At 61.9% G+C, this 23,653-nt stretch carries 23 protein-coding genes and 2 tRNA genes; 15 read left to right on the forward strand and 10 right to left on the reverse strand.

Annotated features, from left to right (window positions below):
* Positions 1-2: 2 nt before the first annotated feature.
* The 4 genes from ccmC to CDQ91_RS18945 form a co-directional block, all read right to left on the reverse strand.
* Positions 3-737 carry a heme ABC transporter permease CcmC gene (ccmC, locus tag CDQ91_RS18930; RefSeq protein ID WP_088474265.1) on the reverse strand — a complete coding sequence of 245 codons (735 nt, stop codon included), beginning with the start codon at positions 735-737 and terminating at the stop codon, positions 3-5.
* 96 nt (positions 738-833) lie between these two features.
* Positions 834-1,187: a YbaN family protein gene (locus CDQ91_RS18935; protein ID WP_088474266.1), complete on the reverse strand. Its 354-nt coding sequence runs from the start codon at positions 1,185-1,187 to the stop codon at positions 834-836.
* Positions 1,188-1,358: 171 nt separating this feature from the next.
* The gene (locus CDQ91_RS18940) at positions 1,359-2,411 is read right to left on the reverse strand and encodes a Glu/Leu/Phe/Val family dehydrogenase (protein ID WP_088474267.1); all 1,053 of its coding nucleotides are present in this window, start codon (positions 2,409-2,411) and stop codon (positions 1,359-1,361) included.
* A 108-nt stretch (positions 2,412-2,519) separates the two neighbouring features.
* Positions 2,520-2,596 (reverse strand) — tRNA-His (locus CDQ91_RS18945).
* Positions 2,597-2,708: 112 nt separating this feature from the next.
* Between CDQ91_RS18945 and CDQ91_RS18950 the strand changes: the two genes are divergently transcribed.
* Positions 2,709-3,389, forward strand: coding sequence for a prolyl hydroxylase family protein (locus CDQ91_RS18950; protein WP_237246059.1), 681 nt, complete (start codon positions 2,709-2,711; stop codon positions 3,387-3,389).
* Positions 3,390-3,500: 111 nt separating this feature from the next.
* Here CDQ91_RS18950 and CDQ91_RS18955 read toward each other — a convergent pair whose 3' ends face one another.
* Positions 3,501-4,247 (reverse strand): SIMPL domain-containing protein, encoded by a 747-nt coding sequence (locus tag CDQ91_RS18955; RefSeq protein WP_088474268.1) that lies wholly within the window; start codon positions 4,245-4,247, stop codon positions 3,501-3,503.
* A gap of 133 nt (positions 4,248-4,380) precedes the next feature.
* Between CDQ91_RS18955 and CDQ91_RS18960 the strand changes: the two genes are divergently transcribed.
* On the forward strand, positions 4,381-6,156 hold the full coding sequence (locus CDQ91_RS18960; RefSeq protein ID WP_088474269.1) for an ABC-F family ATP-binding cassette domain-containing protein: 1,776 nt from the start codon (positions 4,381-4,383) through the stop codon (positions 6,154-6,156).
* Positions 6,157-6,213: 57 nt separating this feature from the next.
* Here the strand turns inward: CDQ91_RS18960 and CDQ91_RS18965 are convergent, their stop codons facing one another.
* Both CDQ91_RS18965 and CDQ91_RS18970 read right to left on the reverse strand, forming a co-directional pair.
* Entirely contained in the window at positions 6,214-6,570 is a 357-nt protein-coding gene (locus CDQ91_RS18965) for a hypothetical protein (RefSeq protein ID WP_144036824.1), read from the reverse strand.
* Positions 6,571-6,730: 160 nt separating this feature from the next.
* Positions 6,731-7,213: a DUF6456 domain-containing protein gene (locus CDQ91_RS18970; protein ID WP_419722574.1), complete on the reverse strand. Its 483-nt coding sequence runs from the start codon at positions 7,211-7,213 to the stop codon at positions 6,731-6,733.
* Positions 7,214-7,301: 88 nt separating this feature from the next.
* Here CDQ91_RS18970 and CDQ91_RS18975 point away from each other — a divergent pair, with 88 nt between their 5' ends.
* Together CDQ91_RS18975 and CDQ91_RS18980 are read left to right on the forward strand one after the other, a co-directional pair.
* Positions 7,302-7,862 (forward strand): helix-turn-helix domain-containing protein, encoded by a 561-nt coding sequence (locus CDQ91_RS18975; RefSeq protein WP_088474271.1) that lies wholly within the window; start codon positions 7,302-7,304, stop codon positions 7,860-7,862.
* A 118-nt stretch (positions 7,863-7,980) separates the two neighbouring features.
* Positions 7,981-9,150 (forward strand): glycosyltransferase, encoded by a 1,170-nt coding sequence (locus CDQ91_RS18980; protein WP_237246060.1) that lies wholly within the window; start codon positions 7,981-7,983, stop codon positions 9,148-9,150.
* Positions 9,151-9,214: 64 nt separating this feature from the next.
* Here CDQ91_RS18980 and secF read toward each other — a convergent pair whose 3' ends face one another.
* From secF to yajC, 3 genes are read right to left on the reverse strand one after another with little or no spacing between them, the layout of a single operon-like run.
* Positions 9,215-10,198 (reverse strand): protein translocase subunit SecF, encoded by a 984-nt coding sequence (gene secF / locus CDQ91_RS18985; protein WP_088474273.1) that lies wholly within the window; start codon positions 10,196-10,198, stop codon positions 9,215-9,217.
* Between the two features lie 12 nt (positions 10,199-10,210).
* Complete coding sequence (secD, locus tag CDQ91_RS18990; protein ID WP_088474274.1) at positions 10,211-11,824, reverse strand: protein translocase subunit SecD; 1,614 nt, start codon at positions 11,822-11,824, stop codon at positions 10,211-10,213.
* Positions 11,825-11,876: 52 nt separating this feature from the next.
* The gene (gene yajC, locus CDQ91_RS18995; RefSeq protein WP_088474275.1) at positions 11,877-12,206 is read right to left on the reverse strand and encodes a preprotein translocase subunit YajC; all 330 of its coding nucleotides are present in this window, start codon (positions 12,204-12,206) and stop codon (positions 11,877-11,879) included.
* A gap of 281 nt (positions 12,207-12,487) precedes the next feature.
* Between yajC and CDQ91_RS19000 the strand changes: the two genes are divergently transcribed.
* The 11 genes from CDQ91_RS19000 (at position 12,488) to CDQ91_RS22095 (ending at position 23,579) form a co-directional block, all read left to right on the forward strand.
* Positions 12,488-12,564: transfer RNA gene (locus tag CDQ91_RS19000), tRNA-Pro, on the forward strand.
* Positions 12,565-12,774: 210 nt separating this feature from the next.
* Complete coding sequence (locus CDQ91_RS19005) at positions 12,775-13,680, forward strand: hypothetical protein (RefSeq protein WP_088474276.1); 906 nt, start codon at positions 12,775-12,777, stop codon at positions 13,678-13,680.
* 72 nt (positions 13,681-13,752) lie between these two features.
* Positions 13,753-13,950: a helix-turn-helix transcriptional regulator gene (locus CDQ91_RS19010; RefSeq protein ID WP_088474277.1), complete on the forward strand. Its 198-nt coding sequence runs from the start codon at positions 13,753-13,755 to the stop codon at positions 13,948-13,950.
* 104 nt (positions 13,951-14,054) lie between these two features.
* Positions 14,055-14,483: a hypothetical protein gene (locus tag CDQ91_RS19015; protein ID WP_144036825.1), complete on the forward strand. Its 429-nt coding sequence runs from the start codon at positions 14,055-14,057 to the stop codon at positions 14,481-14,483.
* Between the two features lie 204 nt (positions 14,484-14,687).
* A complete protein-coding gene (locus tag CDQ91_RS19020) occupies positions 14,688-15,059 on the forward strand; it encodes a hypothetical protein (protein WP_088474279.1) in 372 nt (123 codons plus the stop codon).
* On the forward strand, positions 15,056-16,915 hold the full coding sequence (locus tag CDQ91_RS19025) for a type IV secretion system DNA-binding domain-containing protein (protein ID WP_088474280.1): 1,860 nt from the start codon (positions 15,056-15,058) through the stop codon (positions 16,913-16,915). The genes CDQ91_RS19020 and CDQ91_RS19025 overlap by 4 nt, the downstream gene beginning before the upstream one ends.
* Complete coding sequence (mobF, locus tag CDQ91_RS19030) at positions 16,915-19,701, forward strand: MobF family relaxase (RefSeq protein ID WP_088474281.1); 2,787 nt, start codon at positions 16,915-16,917, stop codon at positions 19,699-19,701. The genes CDQ91_RS19025 and mobF overlap by 1 nt, the downstream gene beginning before the upstream one ends.
* Before the next feature lie 189 nt (positions 19,702-19,890).
* Positions 19,891-21,579: an AIPR family protein gene (locus CDQ91_RS19035; RefSeq protein ID WP_088474282.1), complete on the forward strand. Its 1,689-nt coding sequence runs from the start codon at positions 19,891-19,893 to the stop codon at positions 21,577-21,579.
* 99 nt (positions 21,580-21,678) lie between these two features.
* Positions 21,679-22,599 carry a nucleotidyltransferase and HEPN domain-containing protein gene (locus CDQ91_RS19040; protein WP_088474294.1) on the forward strand — a complete coding sequence of 307 codons (921 nt, stop codon included), beginning with the start codon at positions 21,679-21,681 and terminating at the stop codon, positions 22,597-22,599.
* A gap of 219 nt (positions 22,600-22,818) precedes the next feature.
* Positions 22,819-23,313: a hypothetical protein gene (locus tag CDQ91_RS19045; RefSeq protein WP_237246061.1), complete on the forward strand. Its 495-nt coding sequence runs from the start codon at positions 22,819-22,821 to the stop codon at positions 23,311-23,313.
* Entirely contained in the window at positions 23,310-23,579 is a 270-nt protein-coding gene (locus tag CDQ91_RS22095) for an RNA polymerase sigma factor (protein ID WP_088474284.1), read from the forward strand. Before CDQ91_RS19045 ends, CDQ91_RS22095 begins: the two co-directional genes overlap by 4 nt.
* The last annotated feature ends 74 nt before the right edge of the window (positions 23,580-23,653 follow it).

Here is a 23,653-nt window from a genome sequence, read left to right on the forward strand (position 1 = left end):
TCCTATATCCCCTCGTCATCGGCAAGCCGGCGCAGCCGGGCGGCAACGCGGTTGTCGGCAATAATCCGGCGCATCCGCATCAACACGATCGCGCCGAACAAAAATGAAAAACCGAGCAACGTCAGCCCCAGCGGCCACAGCAGCGCATTGTCGATGCTCGATCCGCCCAGCGTGATGCTCGGCCCCTGATGCAGGCTGTTCCACCACACGACGCTGCGGTTGATGATCGGAATATTGATCGCGCCGACGAGCGCATAGATCGCCGCCCCGCGCGACAGCGAACCACCTTGGCGCTGCCCCTCGTCGCCGCTCGTCAATGCGATGAAACCGGCATAAAGGAACAGCAGGACGAGCATCGACGTCATCCGCCCGTCCCATTCCCACCAGGTGCCCCAGGTCGGCTTGCCCCAGATCGAACCGGTCGCAAGGCACAGCGCGGTGAACAGCATTCCCGGCACCGCGACCGCGCGCGCGGCGATTCCCGCCAGCGGATGCCGCCAGACAAGCTGGACCAGCCCGGTGATCGCAAGTGCGGTCCAGCCACCCATGCCGAGCCATGCAGACGGAACATGGACGTAAAGAATGCGGGCGGTCTCGCCCTGCTTATAGTCACCCGGAACCTGGGTCAGCCCGGCCCATGCCCCGATCAGCAGAAGCAACAGGCCGACGCCCAGCAGCCACGGGGTCAGCGGCCTGGCGATCGCGAGAAAACGGGTGGGGTTGGCATATGCGTGCATCGGATTGGCGTCGTCCTTAGGCGAGCCGGATGGGTGGGTCCAGCAATTTGCCCGGCGCGAACAGGCCCCTCCTCTTTGGCTGGCCCTGCGGCACCGTCAACCCTCCGGCCGCGTCCATATCCAGCTTCCGGTGACCGCCGCCGCGACGACCGGCGCCATCGACCAGGGCCAGGGCGCAAAGATCAGCGCCGCGACGATGCTGACGGCAAAGGCGATGCTCGCCGCAACCTTGCCCTTGCGGCTGATCGCGCCCTTTTCGCGCCATGCGACGATATGCTGTCCGAAGGTCGGGTGCTCGACCAGCCACGCCTCGAGCCGCGGCGACGATTGCGCAAAGCAAAAGGCCGCCAGAATCACGAAGGGGACGGTCGGCAACAGCGGCAGAAAGGCGCCAATCGCACCCAACCCCAGCGACAGCCAGCCGCTGACGAAAAAGAAATGCCGCTTCATTGTCGATGGCTTAGCGGAAATCCACCCGCGCGCCAGCCTTGAGGATCGAACCGACCCCAATTTCCGTTCGCCCTGAGCTTGTCGAAGGGCCGTCCTTTCTTTCAGCGTCGCGAGAAAGAAGGACGGTGCTTCGACAAGCTCAGCACGAACGGAACAGGGAAGACTCGTCTTTTAACCCCGCCCGATCAGCTTCTGCGCCATACGGTCGGCGACCATCGAAGCCGGCGTACCGCTCGCCTTGCTCTCGGCCCAGATATCGGCGAGCCGCCCGGGGATCAGGTGAATACGGCTTTCGACTTCCTCGCGGCTGCCGTGCCCCAGATATTCCAGCGCGACATTGATGATGCCGCCCGCGTTGATCACATAATCGGGGGCATAGGTGATGCCGCGATCGTGGATTCGCTGGCCGTCGGCTGCGGTCGCGAGCTGGTTGTTCGCGCCGCCAGCGACGACAGAAACCCGCAATTTCTCGATGCTCTGCTCGGTCAGGATCGCACCGAGCGCATTGGGGCTGAGAACGTCGGCCTCAATCTCCATAATCGCACCCGAATCGGCCAGATCGGCGCCGAGTTCATCGGCGAGCGCCTTCGCGCGCGCCAGATTGACGTCGGCGAGGGTGAGCTTCGCGCCCTCGGCCGCCAGCCGCCGCGCCACACCGCCGCCGACGCTACCGACGCCCTGGATCGCAATCCGCACATCCTTGGCGCTGTCGGTGCCCAGCCCGTTACGAATCGCCGCCTTGACGCCCAGATAAACGCCCAGCGCTGTGTACGGCCCGGGATTGCCGCCCACGGCTGCACCGTTCGCCACGGGAAGTCCGCTGACATATTTGGTGTGCTTGGCGATCTCGACCATGTCGACGTCAGTGATCCCGACATCTTCGGCGGTGATATAGGCGCCGCCCAGCGATTCAACCGCACGGCCGAACGCCGCGAGCAGTTCGGGGGTCTTCACCCCGCCCTCGTCGGCCAGAATCACGCCCTTACCGCCGCCCATCGGCAGCCCGGCCATCGCATTTTTATAGCTCATCCCGCGCGACAGGCGCAGCGCATCGGTGATCGCCGCCGCCCGCTGCGGATAATGCCAGTAACGCACTCCGCCCGCCCCGGGGCCGAGATGCGTCGAGTGGACCGCGACGACCGCCGTCAGCCCGCTGGCGCGATCGCGGAACATGTGGACATGCTCATGATCGTCAAAATCGGCGAAATCCCAGACTGCGGACATGGACTCATCCTCACGTTTAAAAATTACGTGCGAGAGTAATAATAGAACAATGGCGCGAAGTCACGCCGATTCCACATGGGGAATATCATCCATGATATCATGGGAAAATGGGGCGACCAACGGGGCTCGAACCCGCGACCTCCGGTACCACAAACCGGCGCTCTAACCAACTGAGCTATGGTCGCCACATAAGCGAAGAGGGCGCATAAAGCACCTCGACAGCGCGCGGCGAATAGGCGCGGGCGCCCCCGTTCGTCAAGCATTGTTCGCATGGCATCGCCCGACTAAAAAGCCCGCATGACCGAAACCAAGATCGTGGACATGGCGACATCGGGCGCCGACCGCACCGCAGCACGGCTCGCCGCCGTTCCCGGCATCCGCCGCGCCCCGACGTCCAAGCTCGAACAATATATGTTGGCGGGCTTCCTCGACCCCGCCACCTGCGCCGCCCTGGTCGAGCAAATCGACCGCGACGTGCGCCCCTCGACGATCGCCGACCCGAATGGCGACGAGGCATTTCGCACCAGCACAACCTGCGACCTCAACCACCGCGACCCGCTGGTCAGCACCGTCAACACTAGGCTGCACGACCTCACCGGCATCCCGCTCAAATATGGGGAACCGCTACAGGGGCAGCGTTACGACGTCGGCCAGCAGTTCAAAGCGCACACCGATTATTTCGACCCGCACGGCGCCGACTGGGAAACCTATTGCGCGGTGCCGGGGCAGCGCAGCTGGACGCTGATGATCTATCTCAACGAGCCCGGCGCCGGCGGCGCGACGCGCTTTCTTTCCACGGCCAAGATGCACCAGCCCGAAACCGGCAAGCTGCTCGCATGGAACAATGTCCGCGCCGATGGCCAGCCCAATGCCGACACGCTCCACCACGGGATGAAGGTGCGCAAGGGGCGCAAATATATCATCACCAAATGGTTCCGCGAACGGCCCTGGCCGTGGGCCGAGGGAGAATTGGGCTAAGCTCCAGACACAAAAAATCCGTTCGCATCGAGCGCAGTCGAGATGCCCATCGGTCGCACGCGCCTTTGGGGTGTCTCGACCACGCTCGACACGAACGGATCGTTAGATCGCTTAACGAACCAACCGATACTGGAAGCTCAGCGTCAGCGTGTTCGCAACCTGACCGGGCTCGATCACGGCCTTACCGGCGCTCTGCACCCGTGCATCCAACGCATAGGCCATTGGACGCGGCGGGCCCTGAAAGCCGCCGCCTTCGCTCACCGAAACCAGCTCGGCGGTGCGATAACCCGCAAGCCGCGCATAATCGGCGGCCTTAAGATTGGCTTCGTCGAACACAGCCTTGCGCGCCGGAACGAGCAACGCATCGGCGTCCTTCATCGAAAAATAGGGGCCGTCGACATTGGTGCCGCCCGCCGCGACCAGCGCGTCGAGCAATTCGCCAAGCTTGCCAATGTCGTCGGTTGTTGCGCGCACCGTATTGCTGACCTGATAGCCCAGAAAACGCGGCGGCTGGCCATTGCCCTGGTTGTTATAATCATATTGCGGCGACAGGTTGATGCCGCTGGTCTGGATATCGTCCGCCTTGATCCCGCGCGCCTTGGCGGCGGCAACCAGCTTTTCCATCGCAGCGCTATTCGCGCGCAAGGCTTCGACCGCGGTCGGCGCGGTGCTGGTCACGCCCGCACCAATGCTGGCGCGGTCGGGGCGCGAACGCACTTCCTTGTCGACGCTGAAGCTGAGGATCGGACCTTGGGCCGTTGCTGTCGTCACCGTCGTTCCCCCTTGCTGCGCGAGTGCGGGCGTTGCCACCAGCAATGCCAGTCCAGTAGCCATAGCGGTGAGCGTCTGCTTCGTCATATTCTTCTCCTGTCGCCGGAGTCCCGGCCCTTCATGAGCCCAGCCCCGTAACGCAGACGGAGCCAACCCGTTCCGGCCTTTGCCCGCATCGCGCTTGCGCCGGGCTGAACAGGCCGCTAGCTCGCCGTTCATCATGGCAGCACCGATATTATCATATGAAGGCCTCGGCCTCGTTCAGGGCAGCGGCTGGCTGTTCCAGGATCTCGACATCTATGTCGGTGAACGCGACCGCCTCGCGCTGATCGGCCGCAACGGCGCGGGCAAGACGACCTTGCTCAAACTGCTCGCGGGACAGATTGATCCCGACAAGGGCAAGCGCGTCATCGTCCCCGGAACCCATGTCGTGATGCTCGAACAGGAACCCAATTTCTCGGGCTTCGCGACGCTGATGGATTTCGCCCTCGCCGCGCCCAATGCGCCCGAGGAATTTGAAGTTGCCGCGATCGCCGACCAGCTCGGCATCGACATGAGCCGCACTGCCGCCAGCGCCTCGGGCGGCGAACGCCGCCGCGCCGCGCTCGCCCGCGCGCTCGCGCAAAACCCCGACGTACTGCTGCTCGACGAACCGACCAACCACCTCGACCTCGCCGCGATCGACTGGCTCGAATCCTGGCTCGCCCGCTACACCGGCGCGTTCGTCGCGATCAGTCACGACCGGACCTTCCTCACCCGCCTGACGCGCCAGACTTTGTGGCTCGACCGCGGCAGCATCCGCCGCAAGGAAATCGGCTTCGGCGGCTTCGAGGAATGGAGCGACGCGATCGCCGCCGATGAAGCGCGCGCCGCCCAGCGCCTCGATTCGAAACTGCGGCTCGAAGCGCACTGGCTCGAACGCGGCGTCACCGCGCGCCGCAAACGCAATCAGGGCCGACTCGAAAAGCTCAAGGAAATGCGCGCAACCCGCGCCGCGATGATCGGCGGCCCCGGCGTCGCCAAGCTGGGCCTCGCCAACGACGATGTGCGGTCGAAATCGGTGATCGTCGCCGAAAATGTCTCGATCAGCTTCGGCGACCGGACGATCATCAAGAATTTCGATTTCCGCGTCCAGCGCGGCGACCGCATCGGCATCGTCGGCGCCAATGGCGCAGGCAAATCGACCCTGCTCAAGCTGCTCACGGGCGAAATCCAGCCCGACAGCGGCAAAATCACCCTCGCCCCGACCCTCGACGGGATCATCATCGACCAGCAACGCAGCCTGATGTCGCCCGACAAGACCGTCCGCGACATCCTCGCCGATGGCGGCGACTGGGTCGAAGTGCGCGGGGTCAAAAAGCATATTCAGGGCTATTTGAAAGAATTCCTGTTCGACCCCGGCGTCATGGAGGCCAGCGTCGGCGCTTTGTCGGGCGGCGAACGCTCACGGTTGTTGCTGGCGCGCGAATTCGCCCGCGAATCGAACCTGCTCGTCCTCGACGAGCCGACCAACGACCTCGACCTCGAAACGCTCGACCTTTTGCAGGAAGTCATCGCCGATTATGCCGGCACCGTGCTGCTCGTCAGCCACGACCGCGACTTCCTCGACCGCACCGTCACCGTCACCCTCGGCCTCGACGGATCGGGCAAGGTCGATATCGTCGCGGGCGGCTATGCCGACTGGGAAGCGAAGCGCGTCAAGCCGAACAGCGTCAAAACCAAGGCGTCGGTTGCCGCACCCCCGCCCCCGCCGACCGCGCGCAAGAAACTCACCTATAAGGACCAGAGGGATTACGACCTGCTGCCGGGCCGGATCGAGGCGATCGAGGCCGAAATGGCAGGCATCGAAAAGGAGCTGTCCGACGGCACACTGTTTACCCGCGATCATGCGAAATTCACCGCGCTGACGGGGAAGCTCGACACGCTGCGCGACGAAAAGGCGGCGGCGGAAGATCGCTGGCTGGCGCTGGCCGAAGAGGTCGAAGGCCTCCAGTAAGCGTCGCCCCGCCCCATAACGTCGCCCCCGCGCAGGCGGAGGCCGCTGGCAACCTCCTCAGAGGTCAATGGCACGCCCTGCCATCGCGGCAATTGCCTGTTTTGCAAACCGAACCCCAACGCCCCGCTGCAAACACTCCCCAACCATCGTCATGCCGGACTTGATCCGGCATCCATAGCCACGCCCGCCGCGTGGCCCCCGGATCAAGTCCGGGGTGACGAATTCAGGGTGACTGTTGACGACCAGATGTGAACACCCAAACCACCCCAACCCGTTCGCATCGAGCGAAGTCGAGATGCCCCTCAGGTTCAGCTTCAGATCGATGGATGTCTCGACTTCGCTCGACACGAACGGAAAGAAGGTGTCCGAAAACGACCAATTGCGGGCAAAACATCCTCCCTGTGCCGCAGGCATGGGGAGGTGGCAGTCGCCGCAGGCGGCTGACGGAGGGGCCATGACGCCACGGCCCCTCCACCGCCGCCTTCGGCGGCGGTCCCCCTCCCCATCGCTGCGCGACAGGGAGGATCTTTATGTCCGCTTCCCACCCCAAATTCGACACTCACCAACGCACCCCTCACCCCGTCCCATAAAACCGCGCCAGCCGATCGAGCGCCAACCCCAGCACCAGCTTCCCCGACCGCGCAGGCCAGCCGAGCCCCTTCTCGGCCCCGCCAATCCCCTCCCCCGCGCAGATCACGCGCCAGCAAATATCGGCGAGCCCCGGGCCTGCCGCGTCGAGCGCGCCATGAAAGCGCCGATGCGCGTCGATCCGCGCCAGCGACGCATCCGACGCCCGCGTCCCGCCGCGACTTTTGCCCGGCGGCGCGGCGTCCCAACGCATCGTCACCCGCGCCGACAGCCCCGCGCGCTCATAATCGGCGCGCAGCCGTTCTCCGGCGCACAGCTGCGCTTCGGTCAGATGCCCGCGCGCCGCGAGCCAGGCGATCGGGCTTTCGGCGACATTGACCGTCACATGGCGCATCGCCTGCGGCCCCGTCTTGCCGGGGTCGATACGGTCGTCGGGATGGAGGCGGGTGGCAAGCGGACGCGCGGTCATGGCAATCTCCTCAAAGCGAAGACCAGCCTTGACACTCGGATATTTTGTAGGAAAGAAGAAACCGATTTGGTTATTTGAAGGTGTCGCCATGATCAACAGCATCCGCTCCGTCCGCCGCGCCAAAGGACTGACACTGGAAGAAGTCGGGCAACGCTGCGACCCGCCGACGACCGCGCAGACGATCGGCCGCCTCGAAACCGGCACCCGCAATTTGTCGCTCGGCTGGATGAACCGCATCGCCGCCGCGCTCGGGGTCGATGCCGCCGAACTCGTCCAGCTGCCGCAGGATACCCAGCTGACGATTACCGCACATCTCGGCACCGACGGTGCGATCGCGCCGACCCGCGTCGAACAGGCGCTGACCGCGCGCCCGGGCGAGGATATGATCGCGGTACGCGTCACCTCGTCGATCGGCGACTATCGCGCCGGCGACGAAATCTGGTGCCGCCGCATCGAGGGCGACTGGGCAAGCGCGCTCAACCGCGACCTGCTCGTCCCCCGCCCTGCCGGCCGCTTCTTCTTCGCGCGCCTGCTAAACGTCGATGGCGAGAAATTGCATCTGCTCCCGCTCGGCGCCGGCCAGCGGCAACAGGTGGTCAGCAACCCGCCATGGGCGGCGGTCGCGGTGCGACTCATCCGCTCGTTATAATTTTCCGCTCGTCCTGTCCCGGACCTGATCCGGGATCATCGAAGGACCGTCCTTTTCTTGCCCCATGAGGAAGAGCAGTGCTTCGACAAGCTCAGCACGAACGGATGAGGGGTTACGTGTGAACGCTCCACTGCGCGTCCTGTCGATCGCCACCCTCTTCCCCGACACCGCACGCCCGAACTTCGGCCTGTTCGTCGAGAGGAGCCTGCGCGCGCTCGCGGCACAGCCCGGGATTGACCTCACCATTGTCGCCCCCATCGGCCTGCCGCCTTGGCCCCTGTCGCTCCACCCGCGCTATCGCGCCCTCCGCGCCCTGCCACAACGCGAGGAGTGGAACGGCCTGACCGTCCACCGCCCGCGCTTCCGCCTGATCCCGCGCCTCGGCGCGCGCCTCAACCCCGGCGCGATCGCGCGCGCGGTGCTGCCTATCGCGCACAGCACCACCTTCGACGTCATCGACGCGCAATTTTTCTATCCCGACGGCCCCGCCGCGATGCGTGTCGCCGAGACGCTCGGTTTGCCCTTCTCGGTCAAGGCACGCGGCGCCGACATCAGCCATTTCGGCCATGCTCCGGCGACACGGCCGCAACTGCTCGCGGCGGCAAGCAAGGCGGCAGGACTGCTTGCGGTGTCAGACGCGATGCGCCGCGACATGGCGGCGATCGGCATCGATGCGGACAAGGTCGCGGTTCACTACACCGGGATCGACACCGCGCGCTTCGCTCCCGGCGACCGCACGGCCGCGCGCGCCGCGCTCGGCATGGGCAAGGCACCCGCCATACTCACCGTCGGCGCGCTCATCGCACGCAAGGGACAGGCGTTGGTGATCGAAGCACTGCCCGCACTTCCCGATGTCCACTACTGGGTGGCGGGGACCGGCGAGGAAGAAGCCCGCTATAGCGCCCTCGCCACCCGGCTGGGCGTCGCACCGCGCGTTCATTTCATGGGCCCCGTACCCAATGCCGACCTCCCGCAGCTCTATCGCGCCGCCGATGCGGTCGTCATGCCCTCGGTCAGCGAAGGCCTGGCCAATGCGTGGGTTGAGGCGATCGCCTGCGGCACCCCGATTGTGATCAGCAATGCGGGCGGAGCGGCCGAACTGGTAACGTCACCCGTCGCAGGCCGCATCGTCCAGCGCGCCCCCGAAGCGATCGCCGAGGCGGTGCGTGCGATCATCGCCGCGCCGCCTGCTCCGTCGGATGTTGCCGCCAGCCTGAGTGCCCGCTTCGACTGGGGCCGCAACGGCCGCGAACTCGCGGACCATCTCCGCCGCTGCGCCAGTCTCTAGATACGGCTACGCCGGCCCACTCTCAGAGCGGGCCGGCGCCGATTTTCACCAAAGCTCGATGGGCTCAGACGACCGCGCCGTCGTCGCTCTTGCCGGCAACCCGTTCGGCGCCTTCGTTCCCCGCGCTCGTGCGCGGCACGAAGCTGCCGGGTCCGACCTTCAGCCATACCAGGATCGGCGTCGACATCAGGATCGACGAATAGGTGCCGACAAACACGCCGAGCAGGATCGCGGCGGTAAAGCCGAAGATCACATCTGGACCGAAGATCAGCAGCGTACCCAGCGCGAGCAGCATCGCAACGCTGGTCATGACCGTGCGCGACAGCGTTTCGTTGATGCTGAGGTTCAGCAGCGGAATGATCTCCATCTTGCGATATTTCTTCAGATTTTCGCGGATGCGATCATACACGACGATCGTATCGTTGAGCGAATATCCGACGATGGTCAGCAAGGCCGCGACGCTGTTGAGGTCGAACTGCAGCTGCGTCACCGCAAAAAAGCCGAACGTCAGCGCGACTTCGTGGAACAGACGGCCTAGCGCACCAACGCCGAACTGCCATTCGAAGCGAACCCAGATATAGATGGAGATGCCCAGCATCGCGAGCGCGAGGCTGATCGCCCCGGTGCGCAACAATTCTTCGGACACCTTGCCCGACACAGTTTCGACCGATCCGGTCTTTGCGGTCGGGAAAGCCTTTTTGATACCGGCCACCAACTGCTGCCCCGCCTGCTCCGCCGCAGCCTTGTCACCGTCGGGGAGCGCGGTGCGGATCGATATCGCCTTGTCGGACCCGAACTGCTGGATCGTCGCTTCGCCAAGGCCGATATCACCGACCTTTTCGCGGATATCGTCGATCGGCGGCATTTCCTGCGTGAATTCAACGCGGACCGACTGGCCGCCGACGAAATCGACCCCCAGGTTCAGCCCGCGCACCGCGACAAGCGCGATCGAGATGACCACCAGAATGATGCTCATGGCCGAAGCGACCTTACGCCACTTCAGAAAATCGATATTCGTGTCGTCAGGGACGAGTTTCAGCAAGCGCATGATTTCGCTCCCTTAAATGTTGATCGTCGTCGGACGCTTGGTCCGCAGCCAATGGGCAACGAACATACGCGTGACGGTGACGGCGGTGAAGACGCTGGTGATGATACCGATGGTCAGCACCACGGCGAACCCCTTGATCGGGCCCGAGCCGAACCAGAACATCAGCGACGCCGCGATGACGTTGGTGACGTTGGCGTCGAAAATCGCGCGACTGGCTTCGGAATAGCCGAGCTCGACGGCCTGGAAGACCTTTCGCCCACGCTTCAGCTCTTCGCGTATTCGCTCGTTGATCAGCACGTTGGCGTCGACTGCCGCACCGATCGTCAGCACGAAGCCCGCGATGCCCGGCAGCGTCAGCGTCGCGTTGAACGCCGCCATGATCGCGATGATCAGGGCCACGTTAAAGGCGAGCGCGATATTGGCATAAATGCCAAAGCGGCCATAAACGACGAACATCAGCGTCAGCACGGTAACGGTGGCGATGATGCCCGCGATCGCACCCTTGCGGATCGAATCGGCGCCGAGTTCGGGGGTGACGGTACGCTCTTCGACAACGGTCATCTTCACCGGCAACGCACCCGAGCGCAGCGAAATCGCGAGCGCATTGGCACTGGCGACACTGAAGCTGCCCGAAATCTGTGCGCTACCGCCCAGAATCGGTTCATTGATCGACGGCGCCGACAGCACCTTGCCGTCGAGGACCATTGCGAACCGCTTGCCGACGCTCTGCGACGTGACCTTGGCAAAGGTGCTCGAACCCGCCGAATCGAAACGGATCGAGACGACCGGCTGGTTGTTCTGCGGTTCATAGCTTTGCTGCGCGTTGATCAGCTGTTCACCGCTGATCATCACCTGACGGCGCAGCACTTCGAACGACGCGCCATTGCCCTCACCCTCAGCATAGGGAACGATTTCGCTGCCCACCGGCACGCGGCCGGCCAGGGCTTCGTTCGGATCGGCATTCTCATCGACCATGCGGAACTCGAGCCGCGCGGTCTTGCCGATCAGCTCCTTCAGCGCGGTCGGATCTTGCAGACCCGGAACCTGAACGACAACGCGGTCATTGCCTTCGCGAATAATCGTCGGTTCGCGCGTGCCCAGCGCGTTGACGCGGCGGTCGATAATGTCGCGCGCCGTGTCCATCGCATGTGCAACGGCCTGCGTCCGCCCGGCGCTGGTCGGCGTCATCACGATACGTGTCGAATCGACGATATTGATATTCCAGTCGCGCTGACCGGTCAGCCCGGCGCCCTGCGTTTCCTTGAACAACCTGTCGCGCGCATCGTCGAGTTGCGCCTGATCGCGGACAAGGAAGCTGATCTTGCCCCCCGCGGTCGACAGTTCGCCGATTGCGATATCGTCATCGGCGCCGCGCTCGCCGCGCATCGCGGTACGCACGGTCTTTTCCATATTGGAAAGCTGGGTCTTTTGAAGATCGGCCAGATCGGCCTCGAGCAGCAAATGGCTGCCGCCCGCCAGATCGAGACCCAGATTGACCTTGGTCTGCGCGAAGGACGGCAGCTTCTCAAACGTCTTTTCGGGCAGGAAACTGGGGATCGAGAAAAGAATACCAAGCAGCAGGATGATGCTGATGCCGATGGTTTTCCAGCGCGGGAAATCGAGCATATGGGAAATTCCGGTTGGCCTGGGCCGGCCCGCGGGTGCGGGCCGCGCCGTGTCAGTCGTTGGCGGGCTTGCCGCCAGGCTGGAGAACGTCGGCCAGGGTCGATTTCACGACCTGGATCTTCACGCCCTGTGCGATTTCGACATTGACGAAATCATCGTCGACGCTGGTCACCTTACCGACGATACCACCGCCGGTGACGACCTTGTCGCGCGGCTTCACCGCTGCAACCTTGGCGCGATGTTCCTTCGCGCGCATCTGCTGCGGACGGATGAGGAAGAACCAGAAGACGACGAAGATCAACAGATAGGGGACCAGCATCAGGAAGCCGGCGGCTCCGCCACCGGATCCGGCCGCCTGGGTCAGAAGCAATTGCGTCGACATGAATGAAAGACTTTCTGTTCGAAAGCGCGGCCTTCCTCCTAGGAACGGGCGCGCAAAATGATGCCGCGGCGCCTATCACGCAGGGAATTTCGACGCAACCAATCGCTGCGCGCCCTCCCCCTTGGCAAGCGTGACCGAAATGGGGATAGCAACGGTCAGATCAAGGGTGTTCCATCCGCCAGAATGCGACTTCCGGGCGCAATCCGCATTTTGCCTCTCCATCCCCGCTTGCATCCCCGGCCAAGCCGCGCTAGGGGCCTCGCCTGCCCAACAGGGCCGGTCGGGACGTAGCGCAGCCTGGTAGCGCATCACACTGGGGGTGTGGGGGTCGGAGGTTCGAATCCTCTCGTCCCGACCAATTTATCAAGTATTTTCCGATACTTACGAGGCACCTGCGGGCCTGTCGATAAGGGGCCGAGCCCCTTATTGCCCTCTGGTGGTGCACTGGTGGTGCAGGCCAGCCAGAACCTTCTGAGAACAAAAGCGACGGAACGCATCCATTTTGAACGTGGAGGAGGCGTCATTCCGAATTGCAGAGGCGCGTCCGCACACCTAAGATTCGGTTGGCATGCAGCAGCAATTGCCTCTCCGCCCGTCCGATCTGGTCAGAGTTTGGGACGGCTATATCGCGTTCCTCAAGCAGCCTGCCGGAACCGCAATCGAGGCGGTGATCCCGCGCCACGCATTGTTGGCGATGACAGATGCAGCCCGCCGAGGCCGCAAGCGCCGCAGGTTGCTCAATGTCTTACGGATCGCTTCGGCCATCGTCGCCTCGGTTGGCGCGATTGTCAGTGTGGCAGTGAACCCCATGATCATCGGAATCGGCATGTTGCTGATCGGTGGTCTGGGATTTATCGGAGCGCACAACCGGTCCAAAATAAGAGACGAACCGGAGATCGACGAAGTCGTTGCTGAGCCGGACGCGACCCTAGAACGCAATTTGCGTGCTCTCGACGATTTCCGCAATCTGATCGCCAGCGGCGACATTCCCTGCGTGGAGCGATTGCCCGATGGCACCCTCAAACCCGTCGCGCCAGCGGCTCTTAGCGCCTTTGCCGCCGACCACGGCACGCTCCTCATCTTGAGCCGTGACCAAACCCTTTGGCAGTGCATCCCGCGCCGACCAATCCCGATGAGTTCCTTATGGGTTCGCATGAGCGGACGGGTAGCCCCCGCCTTGGTCACGTCTCGCGTTTTGCTGGACACGCCCGACCGGGAACTGTTCGACCGACGCATCGAGTGGTTGCTCTCGCACGCCCAGCAGCCCACTCCCCGAGCCCGTTCGTTTTGCGAGGCGGTTCAGATTATCGTCGCGTTGCGACGGCCCGAGTTCGACGGGATGACATTCGAAAGGAAGAAAGAACTGCTCAGCGGCGAGGGCTTCGGCGAGAGCCGCATCGAGAAAATACATGCCGGGATATATCCCGCATTCAACAATTTCCTGCGCGCCCTGCCGATGCATGAATTTCCGTGAATGTGGAACTGAATAGCTTCCAACGCCCCTCACCGCCACGTCCTGCATTCCCACGAATGAAAGGACGCCCAAATGCCTCCCGATCGAGACCAGCTCCTCACCGTCGCTGAGGTGCTCAGAATCACCGGCTTCAAGTCCCGCACCACACTCTATCGCCGCGCCCGAAACGGTCGCTTCCCCTGCCCCTGCCATATCGGCGCGGGCAAAATTCGCTGGCGCTCGGGCGACGTTGAGGACTGGCTGAGCAGCCTCCAGCCCCGCCGCTACTGACCTTCCAGACACTTCACAAAGGCACTTCGCCGCAAGGAGGAATCATGCGCGTTTTCTCTCGCCCCAATCTCACATTCTCTGCCCCCGAAAATATCGCCGACGAAATGCGCCCGCTGGTCGCGGGCCTTGTTGCCGACGATGCCGACGGCCGTGCTTATCGCTCAGCCATCCGTCATTGGCTTTGGTCGGAGCGTCCAGTCATCGAGACCTTCGCCGGTCGCCGCGTGGCGCTTCAAGTCGAAGGCCCGGAGATGATCGCCGGTCAGCACCGCTTCCCGATGGGCGGAGTGATCAGCGGAATTTGCGGCTGGCGTCGGCTTGGGCCGGTCGAGACCAAAGAGCTTCTGTTCGACCTTCGCGCCGAGATCGATGTCACCATCAATCGCTGGTTATTCAAACATGCGTTGACCGACGTTCCCGACTTCCAGCGTCCATCAGTCGATCGCGCCAAAGATGACGCGGAAGCCATCGCGTCGATGGAAGCCTGGGTCCGCCGTAATAGCCAGATCGAGGCCCTTCATGCTTCGCGATGAGAGCGCCCGCCATCACGGGCGGAGGGGCTGCGATGCTACGCATCGAGCCGACAATTTGGATACACACCTCACGCACGGGTGCATCCAGCTTTTCCGCCATTTCTGGCGGCAGCGTTCCGGCGGCGCGCAGTTTGGACGGCCCGCAAAGAGCGCATTTCCGGTATTTTCGGAGGCAGCGGATCGGCATCGCCGGGGAGACGGACTATGACTCTCGCCCGCTACAACATCCGCCTGCCCGCCGCGCTCGACAAGAGCCTCCGAACGCTCGCCGAACGGGAGGGGATCAGCGCCTACGCGACGCTTCAGCGCTGCGTAAAAACCGGGATCGCGGCGCAAGCGAACCCGCCAGCGAGAGACGTGGAGTTCGGCGAGATCGTCTTCGAACTGGCATCGGTCAGCACCCGCATGATCGGTGTCGAACGGCTACTCGACCGGGCGCTTTTCACCGCCTGTGCCGCATATTGTTATGCACGCAGCGCGGCGCTCGGATCAGAAGAATCCGACGAGGACATCACCGCCGACATCAACGCAGCCTATGATCGACAGCGGCAGCGCGCGCAGGAGGATCGGTCATGACCGAACGCCCCGATCGCCGCATTCATGCCGATGCCTTGCGTCGTCACAATCGGATCAATCGTGCCGCACGCTTCAAACGGCAGGTTGTCATCATGTTGGCAACGGTCGGTTTGGGTGCCCTCTCAATGCCCTACATGATGCAGACCGAAGACGAGCGGTGGGCGGTCGGCGTTTACGCCTATGCCCGAGGCGCGCTCTGGATCGCCTCAGGCACCGAGGCCGAACCAGAAATCACCGTGACCTATGAGGGATCGAAATATCTCGTGCCCGCCCGCGATGTCGTCGCCAGTCCACATTATAGCGGTGCCGTTTCGAGCTTGCTGAGCCAACTGCGCAGCGGAGCCTTGCTCGGTTTTGCCGGATGGCTGTCCGGGTTGATCTTACTGAGAGGCGTTAGGGCGCAGCGCCGGGAACGCGCCCTTCGGGATCGCGTCATCGCCGGAACTCAGGTCACAACCGAAAAGAAGCTCGCCAAACTGACCCGCGCAGAAGCCGGGACCAACGCGCTTGCGATCGGCACGGTCCCAATATCGGCGCGACTGGAAACCCGGCACATGGCGATGATCGGCACGACAGGTAGCGGCAAGACAACCGCGCTACGGCAGATGCTCGATGGCATCGAGGCGCGCGGCGAAGCCGCCTTGGTCTATGACACCAGCGGCGAATTCATCGCCCATTATTACCAGCCCGAACGCGGCGACATCATCCTCAATCCGTTCGATGCCCGCTGCGCCTATTGGTCGCCCTTTGCCGAGATAGCGCATCCTGCCGACGCCGACCGCATTGCGAACCAGTTGATTACCGAGACCGGCCAGCACGACCGCGACGTATGGCTGGAAACCAGCCGCATCCTTGTCGCCAACATGATCCGCGCGTTGTGGCGCGAGGGCAAGGACACGCTGCCCGACCTCCTTCACGCGCTGCAAACGCGGGAGAAGGATGACCTCAAGACATGGCTCGGCAACAGCTCGTCGGCCCGAACCTTTGCCGAGGACGCAGACCGAGCGACCGGCAGCGTCTTGTTCATGCTCGCCAAGGCAGCAAACCTCATCCAGTTCCTGCGGACGGACGGTGGCGACGAGGCTCCCTTTGCGTTCCGCGATTTCATCCAGAAACTGGACGCCTGCGAGGGTCCGAAGCCGTGGATATTCGTCCCGCGCAAAGAGGACTATTTCGATGCGTCGAAACCCTTGCTCGCGTGTTGGCTCGAATGCGCGGCGAGCGCGGTGCTCGGACTGTCCCCATCCTCCGACCGGCGCATCTGGTTCGTCCTAGACGAACTTGCCGATTTGCCGCGCGTCGATAATTTGGCGCGGTTGCTTCCCGAAGGTCGCAAGTTCGGCGCCGCCGTCGTTCTGACCTTTCAGGCGCTTGGCCAGATGCAGCATCGCTACGGGTCGCAACTCGCCGAATCCATGCTCGGCTGTTGCAACACCAAGCTGTTCCTCCAGCTTGGCGACGGCGAAACCCGGCGCTGGGCAAGTCAGACGGTCGGAGAGTGCGAGGTCGAAATTCACACGATGACCGACGCGTTGGCCGCAGGTGACGACAAGCCGCGAACGACCTTGAGCAAGACGCGCACAAGGCGGCCCGCCATTTTGGAAAGCGAATTCCGCCTGCCCAAATATAAGGGTTTTCTTTTGTTCCCCGATGGCCTGCCGGTCGCGCCGATTGCCCTCACCGCCGATCATCTCGCGCACCGCGGCACGGCAGGCCAGCCGGGATTTGTCGCGGGCGATCCGAAAAACAGTCTGTGGGAGCAGGCAAAGCCGCCCCCGCAGGCCGATGTTGCGCCCATGCCAACGCCCACGCCTTCGCCGCCCGCTCTTCGTCGCAAGCGTCAGGGGCCGGTTTGATGGTCGCGTCGGTATCGGCACTGACCAGCTCAGCACAGGCCAGCAGCTATTACGAAGCCGACGATTATTATGCCGAGGGCGGCCTATCGCCGTCCAAATGGCAAGGCAAAGGTGCCGAGGAACTGGGCCTGTCGGGTGAAGTGGACCGCGATGCCTTTCGCGAATTACTCGACGGCGAGGTCGGCGACCAGCAACTCGGCACGATCCGTGAGGGTCAGCTTGAACATCGACCGGGATGGGACGTCACCCTGAGCGCGCCCAAGTCGGTGTCGATAATGGCGGAGGTGGCGGGAGACCGGCGGCTGATTGAGGCGCATGGCCAAGCGGTGAAGACCGCGCTCGCCCATGTCGAAACACATATGGCCGCGACCCGCGTCCGGCATGGCGGCACGGTGGCCCGCGAAGCGACCGGCAATCTCATTGTCGCCAGCTTTCAGCACGGCACCAGCCGCGCGCAAGACCCGCAGCTTCATACCCATAATGTCATCATGAACGCCACGCGGGGCGAGAATGACACTTGGCGAAGCCTTGAGCCGCGCGCGATCTACCAGCTTCAGAAACAGATTGGCGCTATCTACCGGCAGGAACTTGCCCTGAAGGTGCGAGAGCTCGGCTACGAGATCGACACGGACAAGGAGTCGATGTTCGAGATCAGAGGCGTTTCCGCCGACGTGATGAAGGCGTTCAGTACCCGCAGCGCTGAGATCGAGGCCGCGCTAGAAGAGCGCGGAACATCGCGTGATGCGGCCAGCGCCACCGAGAAGCAGGTGGCAGCGCTCGATACCCGGCAGGCGAAGGTCGCGGTCGATCAAACTTCGCTGGTTGCCGATTGGCGCGAAACTGCCGATCGTGCTGGCTTCGGTTCGGAAGCCCGCATTGCGATGGTCAAGCAAGCCCAATCCTTCGCGGCCAGCCGCGCTGCGCTTTCGTATCCATCCTCACAAGCGGCTATCGCCGATCGAGCCGTCGCCTTCGCCGCCGACAAGCTTGGCGAACGGCAGTCGGTGTTTTCTGCCGCCGCCTTGCAGGAAGAAGCCGGGCGCTTTGCATTGGGTAAGGCCAGCTATGCGCAGATTGCGGCAGCCGTGGACGCGGCGACAAAACAGGGCGAACTGATCGACCGCAAATATCTGGATCGGCGCGGCGCTGCGTTTGCAGGATTCACGACCCGCCAGAATGTCGAAGCTGAAAGGACGCTGCTTAGGCTTGAGGCACGCGGGCGCGAGGCGATAGCTTCCATCGCCTCGCCACTGGCTGCCGCGAAGACGGTCGCCCGCGCCGCCGCGCAATCTGAGCAGTCCGGCTTTGCGTGGAACGCCGATCAGCGAGTAGCCACCCAACAACTTCTGACCAGCCGCAACCGTATCACAGCGGTGCAAGGCTATGCCGGCACAGCCAAAACCACCACCGTCCTTGCGACATTCGCCCGCGAAGCCGACGCGCGCGGCGTGCCTGTCGTGGCGCTAGCACCGACCGCGTCGGCCGCGATGGTGTTAGGGGAAGCGCTGGACGTGCGGGGCGATACGGTGGCGCGGCATTTACTGTCTCCGGAGCCTTCGGCACATGGTCAACCCGCCGCTTGGATTGTGGACGAGGCCTCCTTGCTTTCAGCCCGCGACACCGCGCGCCTGTTCGACCTGGCGGAGAAGCATAATGCCCGCGTCATCCTCGTCGGCGATGTAAAGCAGCTAGGCTCGGTCGAGGCGGGCGCGGCTTTCGCGCAGTTGCAGGATGCGGGCATGGAAACCGCAAAGCTTGGCGAGATCGTGCGGCAAACCAATGTCGCGACCAAGGAAGCGGTGCTGGCGTCGATCGAGGGCGATGCCAAGAAGGCGATCGCGGCGCTCGACGGAGGCGGTGGCGCGATTATCGAAAATGCCGATCGCTCCGATCGCTTTGCGGCGATTTCCGAACACTATGCGGGGCTGGACCCCGCCGGTCGCGCTCGCACGCTCGTCATCGAGCCATCGCGCGAAGGTCGCGACGCCCTGACGGCCGATATTCGCGCGGCGCTCGCCAGATCGGGCGCGCTTACCGGTCCCGCCGCCACCGTGACGGCACTTGCTAACAAGGGTCTCAGCCGCGCCGAGGCACGCGATCCAATGAGCTATGAAGAGGGTGATGTCGTTCGCTTTACTCGCGACTATGCCGACAAGGGTGTGACGCGCGGCGAAGCCTATCGCGTCGAAAGCATCGACCGCGCCAAATCCGCCATCGCCCTGAAATCAGAGGATGGGCGCGAGGTCGATTGGCGGCTTCGCCAATGGGGCGCAGGCAAGGTTCAGGCATTTTCACCGCAGTCGATCGAACTCAGAAACGGGGACCGCATACGATTTACGCGCAACGATCGCGCAGAGGGCCGGATCAACGGCGCGCGTGCGATTGTGACCGCGATTGATGAAGAATCCCGCACCGCGACCGTTCGCGGCGCGCGGGGTAAGATAGAGACCCTCCATTTTGATGCAGCCCGCGACCGGCACATCGCCCACGCCTACGTCGATACGGCCTTTGCCGCCCAAGGCCGTACAGCCGACCATGTAATTATCCACGCTGACAGCCGTGCGACCAATCTGGTCGATCAAAAATCCTTCTATGTCGGGATTTCCCGCGCGAAGCATTCAGCGACGATTTTCACGAACGACCGCGCAAAGCTTGCTGCCGCGATAAGTGAACGGGCGGGAGCAGTGCAAACTGCGATTGCACCTTCGGCCGCTCCGACATCCGGCGCCAGCAAAGCGGCAGGCCTCGGCCTTGCAAAGCCTCTTTCCGCCCATGGGCTTTGTTGAGGTGCCAGCCTGCCATCCGGCAAGTGCTCACGCCGTTGGCGGAACTGGGCGCCTCCGATGTCCGCGCTTTCGACGAGCCGAGCGAACCGAAGTTATTCGGCTCACTACCATCAGCAGAAGGGTGGACGTTTGATTCATTTCTCGTAATTAGAGAGGAGAATTAATTACCTCTAAGCGGGATGAAACGCGATGACGGCGACGCCAACGTTAGACGACATATTGACCTCGATCGACGAATTGGCAGCCCGCGGGCAAGTAGACCGCGAGAAGGCATTCGCTGCTTGGTATGCGATTAATTTCTATTCAATTGATGAGGATGATGCACTCGACGCGGCAGCGGCCGATGGCGGCAACGATCAGGGCATAGACCTCGTGTTCGTTGATGAGGCCTCTGAGAGCTTGATGATCGTACAGGCCCATTGCCCCGGCAACACCACCAAGCCGACACCGAAAGCAAAATGGGACGCAGTATTAGCAAGCCTTCCGTACATTAGGAATCCGGCCGCGCTGAGAGAGGCGGGGCGCGATGATCTCGCAGACCTTATTGAAAGCGCGCATGAAGATCATCGAGATTTGTCTCTTACCCTTGGGCTAATTTCGCTTGGAAAAAAATCAGATACGATAATCAATGCCGTCTCAGTTTCCAAAAGTGGCGATCAAGAGATATCCTATTTTTACTCTGCCCAAGACGAGCTAATTGCCCAATACAAGGCGATTATTTTAGATGGCGGCGGCATTGCGGAAGACCACATAGATTTCACCTCTGGCTTCTTTGAAGACAAAGGTGATTATGGTCGCGCGATCGTTGGCTCGGTGAGCGCTGCTGAATTGCAGAGATTGCATAAATCCTACCCTCAGGAGCTGTTCGCTGGAAATATTAGGCTATTTCTCGGTGCCAGAAAGGGCGGAATTAACGAGCAGATTATTAAGACGGCGAAGGAGCAACCCGGAGTCTTCTGGGCGCTAAACAACGGCGTTACGATCGTTGCCGATACGATCGATCCAGGAGCAAAAGGCGACATTCAGCGCGTGAAGCTAAAGCGGTTTAGTATCGTAAACGGATGCCAAACGACATCCAGCCTCGTGCACGCCGAAGCTTCAGCAAATACTAAAGTTTTGGTCAGGATTATCGCTGCCAAGCAAAATATAAGAACTGATATCGTTCGATATAACAACTCTCAGAACGCGGTAAGAATTTGGAGTGTCAGGTCGGCTGACAATATCCAGAAATCTCTTCGTAAAGAATTTGAATCAATTGGAATAAACTACGCCCCTAAACTTGAAGGGGCGCGTCGAAAAAAAGATCTAAATATTATTGAGCTTGATAAGGTTGCTCAGTTCTTGGCATCTGGCTATGCAGAATACCTAATCCCTGCCATCGCGAATAAGGGGGAGCTTTTTGATGAGCCATATCAGACAATATTTTTTAAGGGCATAACAGCGAAGGATGTTTACCTTGCTTGGCTCGTTGGGAACCTCGCCGAATCAAAAAGGCAGGAGCTCCATAATGATTTGAAAGATGATGAAAACTCTGGGCTCCTCGGAGTGACAAGCACTTACTGGATAAGCTATACGGCAAGAAAACTTATTGAAAAGAGAAACACATTTTCTTCCAACGTAATTTCTCTTGAGTGCATGAAGAGGAAGGAATTTTCCTCAGCAATTAAGAAATACGTCGAGGCATCTGCAGACGCGTTTTGGGATGCGGCTGTCGATGCGTATGACGATGACTTTGGTTCGTTTAAAAGCGCCTTGAGGTCGTCAGCGTTCTTCAAAAAAGTAGATAGCAAGCTGGCTCTTCGGATTACAAGAATCTTGGGTAAGAAGGAGGTTCCAGACTTGAAGCAGGTTTGCAAAAGCTCCGCCGGAAAGAAATAGAGCTTCGCTTCTCCCATGCTGACGCATCCGCCTGCGTCGGTGCAACTCGGGCCACTTATCCCTTGCCAAGAAGGGCAATGTTCCCGAAGATTCATGACGATGCGCAACGATCTCGATCATCTTCCTGCCTCCAAACAGCGCGAGCTTGAGCGCGTCGTCGAGATCATCTTCGAGGAGTTTCGCGGCGCGACCGAGAATGCGACCGGACCGCGCAAGGGCGCGCGTATCCTCAAGATCATATTGTTCGGGAGCCACGCCCGTGGCGATTGGGTCGATGCACCGCTGTCGGCGAACCAGTATAAATCCGACTACGACATCCTCATCATCGTCAGCCAGAAGGAGCTGACGGATCGCGCTGCCTATTGGGCAAAGGCCGAGGAACGGCTGATCCGCGCCTACACGATAGAAAAGACGCTCCATACGCCGGTCAACTTCATCGTTCACAGCCTGCATGAGGTTAACGATGGGCTGTCACACGGACGCGTCTTTTTCATGGAGGTGAAAAAGGATGGCGTCGGGCTTTACGAGGCCGATGACCGCGAGCTGGCGACACCCAAGCCCAAGACGCCCGAACAGGCGCTCGCCATGGCAAAGGAATATTATGCCAAGTGGTTCCCGAGCGCTGATGCTTTTCACGCGTCATTTAAGTTTCTGACCGAGCGCGGAAATCTCAACGAGGCCGCGTTCAATCTGCATCAGGCTACGGAACGCCTCTATTCATGCCTCCTGCTGACGCTGACGTCCTACACGCCCTACAACCACAATATCGCGTTTCTGCGTTCCCTCGCGGAAGGTCTTGACCGACGCCTTTATGGAATATGGCCGGAGACCAATCACCGCGAGCGAGCGATGTTCCAGAAGCTGAAGGAAGCCTACACCAAGGCCCGTTATTCCACGCATTACAAGATCAGCGAAGAAGAGCTGACTTGGTTGGGCGAGCGCGTCGAGGAACTGGGTTGTGCCGTGCATCAGGTTTGTTCCGACAAGATCGCCGAGCTTGAGGCGGCGGCCCGCCAGTAGGCGCCGAACTCTCGTGGCTTGCCGGGACTCTCGGATTCTGGCATAATCCGTTCCACGGAATGGAACGACTGGCGGCCATTCCGGGGATAATCCCGCCAGGCATCATGTAGGTCCGGCCGCGTGTCGGACGGTTGCTGATAGCCGCACCAGCGGCCCGACAGCGAACACCGCTTGCCCATCCGCGCATCAAGGCGCGGACCGCCGCGGTGCGAGCTGCAAATGACTACCCCATATTTAAACGACGTTTACACGCGCGAAGTCGTGATGGCGCGCGTCGGCCATCTCATCCGGCGCAAACAAGGAGAAATAGAGCGCATCACTCGAATATTGCGCGGCCTGTTCGATCCTTTGCAGGTGCAGGCACCTGGGCCGGGTGTCATCAAGCGGATTATCCTGATCGGTCCCTATGCGCGCCGAAGCTGGTACGAAGACCAGCGGACGATCGACTTTTCCGATTACGAATTCTGGGTCATCGTCAATCATCCGCTGTTCACCAATGAGCGCTGCTGGCGGCGCGCTCGCGATGTCATCCGGCGCGAGCTTGGCGACCGCTGCGCGGTCGATGTTGAGATCTATTCCAAATCCGACGTCCGCACCGCCAAGTCCGAACGCGACACCTTCATTCTCGACCGGATCGAGGCCGGTATCACGCTCTACCGCGCCTCGCGGGACGCGCCGCTGACCGGCCGCGATCGTCGGGAGGCGCGGCCATGACCAGCACCGGCTCGTTCGCCTCATTTGACGAATTCTATCGGTCCCAGAACCGCCGTCTGTTCCACTATTTCAGGAGGAGGGTTGGTCGAGAGGATGCGCCCGATCTCGTCCAGCAAGCCTTTACCGGGATGCTGCGCTGCGGAGCATTCGAGAGGGTGGAAAATCCCGAAGCCTATCTGTTCCGCTCTGCCCGAAATCTCGTCATCAATCAGGCGTGTGGATCGGCGTGCAAAAAGGACCCCGTTAGCGGGGTGATCGGCGTCTAAAAGGGACCCCTCATTTCGATGGTTTAAGCAGCCGGCTGGATTTTCAGGCGGCGAGATCGGGATGTTGGTTTTGG

Origin of the sequence: Sphingopyxis witflariensis (genome assembly GCF_002205635.1) — a bacterium.
In the GTDB taxonomy this organism is placed as follows: Bacteria; Pseudomonadota; Alphaproteobacteria; order Sphingomonadales; family Sphingomonadaceae; genus Sphingopyxis; species Sphingopyxis witflariensis.

Excerpts from the sequence above, each read along its gene's own strand:
- ccmC (WP_088474265.1), bottom strand. The coding sequence starts at position 737 with ATGCACGCATATGCCAACCCCACCCGTTTTCTCGCGATCGCCAGGCCG.
- CDQ91_RS18935 (WP_088474266.1), bottom strand. The coding sequence starts at position 1,187 with ATGAAGCGGCATTTCTTTTTCGTCAGCGGCTGGCTGTCGCTGGGGTTG.
- CDQ91_RS18940 (WP_088474267.1), bottom strand. The coding sequence starts at position 2,411 with ATGTCCGCAGTCTGGGATTTCGCCGATTTTGACGATCATGAGCATGTC.
- CDQ91_RS18950 (WP_237246059.1), top strand. The coding sequence starts at position 2,709 with ATGACCGAAACCAAGATCGTGGACATGGCGACATCGGGCGCCGACCGC.
- CDQ91_RS18955 (WP_088474268.1), bottom strand. The coding sequence starts at position 4,247 with ATGACGAAGCAGACGCTCACCGCTATGGCTACTGGACTGGCATTGCTG.
- CDQ91_RS18960 (WP_088474269.1), top strand. The coding sequence starts at position 4,381 with ATGGCAGCACCGATATTATCATATGAAGGCCTCGGCCTCGTTCAGGGC.
- CDQ91_RS18965 (WP_144036824.1), bottom strand. The coding sequence starts at position 6,570 with ATGCCTGCGGCACAGGGAGGATGTTTTGCCCGCAATTGGTCGTTTTCG.
- CDQ91_RS18970 (WP_419722574.1), bottom strand. The coding sequence starts at position 7,213 with ATGACCGCGCGTCCGCTTGCCACCCGCCTCCATCCCGACGACCGTATC.
- CDQ91_RS18975 (WP_088474271.1), top strand. The coding sequence starts at position 7,302 with ATGATCAACAGCATCCGCTCCGTCCGCCGCGCCAAAGGACTGACACTG.
- secF (WP_088474273.1), bottom strand. The coding sequence starts at position 10,198 with ATGCGCTTGCTGAAACTCGTCCCTGACGACACGAATATCGATTTTCTG.
- secD (WP_088474274.1), bottom strand. The coding sequence starts at position 11,824 with ATGCTCGATTTCCCGCGCTGGAAAACCATCGGCATCAGCATCATCCTG.
- yajC (WP_088474275.1), bottom strand. The coding sequence starts at position 12,206 with ATGTCGACGCAATTGCTTCTGACCCAGGCGGCCGGATCCGGTGGCGGA.
- CDQ91_RS19005 (WP_088474276.1), top strand. The coding sequence starts at position 12,775 with ATGCAGCAGCAATTGCCTCTCCGCCCGTCCGATCTGGTCAGAGTTTGG.
- CDQ91_RS19010 (WP_088474277.1), top strand. The coding sequence starts at position 13,753 with ATGCCTCCCGATCGAGACCAGCTCCTCACCGTCGCTGAGGTGCTCAGA.
- CDQ91_RS19015 (WP_144036825.1), top strand. The coding sequence starts at position 14,055 with ATGCGCCCGCTGGTCGCGGGCCTTGTTGCCGACGATGCCGACGGCCGT.
- CDQ91_RS19020 (WP_088474279.1), top strand. The coding sequence starts at position 14,688 with ATGACTCTCGCCCGCTACAACATCCGCCTGCCCGCCGCGCTCGACAAG.
- CDQ91_RS19025 (WP_088474280.1), top strand. The coding sequence starts at position 15,056 with ATGACCGAACGCCCCGATCGCCGCATTCATGCCGATGCCTTGCGTCGT.
- mobF (WP_088474281.1), top strand. The coding sequence starts at position 16,915 with ATGGTCGCGTCGGTATCGGCACTGACCAGCTCAGCACAGGCCAGCAGC.
- CDQ91_RS19035 (WP_088474282.1), top strand. The coding sequence starts at position 19,891 with ATGACGGCGACGCCAACGTTAGACGACATATTGACCTCGATCGACGAA.
- CDQ91_RS19040 (WP_088474294.1), top strand. The coding sequence starts at position 21,679 with ATGCGCAACGATCTCGATCATCTTCCTGCCTCCAAACAGCGCGAGCTT.
- CDQ91_RS19045 (WP_237246061.1), top strand. The coding sequence starts at position 22,819 with ATGACTACCCCATATTTAAACGACGTTTACACGCGCGAAGTCGTGATG.
- CDQ91_RS22095 (WP_088474284.1), top strand. The coding sequence starts at position 23,310 with ATGACCAGCACCGGCTCGTTCGCCTCATTTGACGAATTCTATCGGTCC.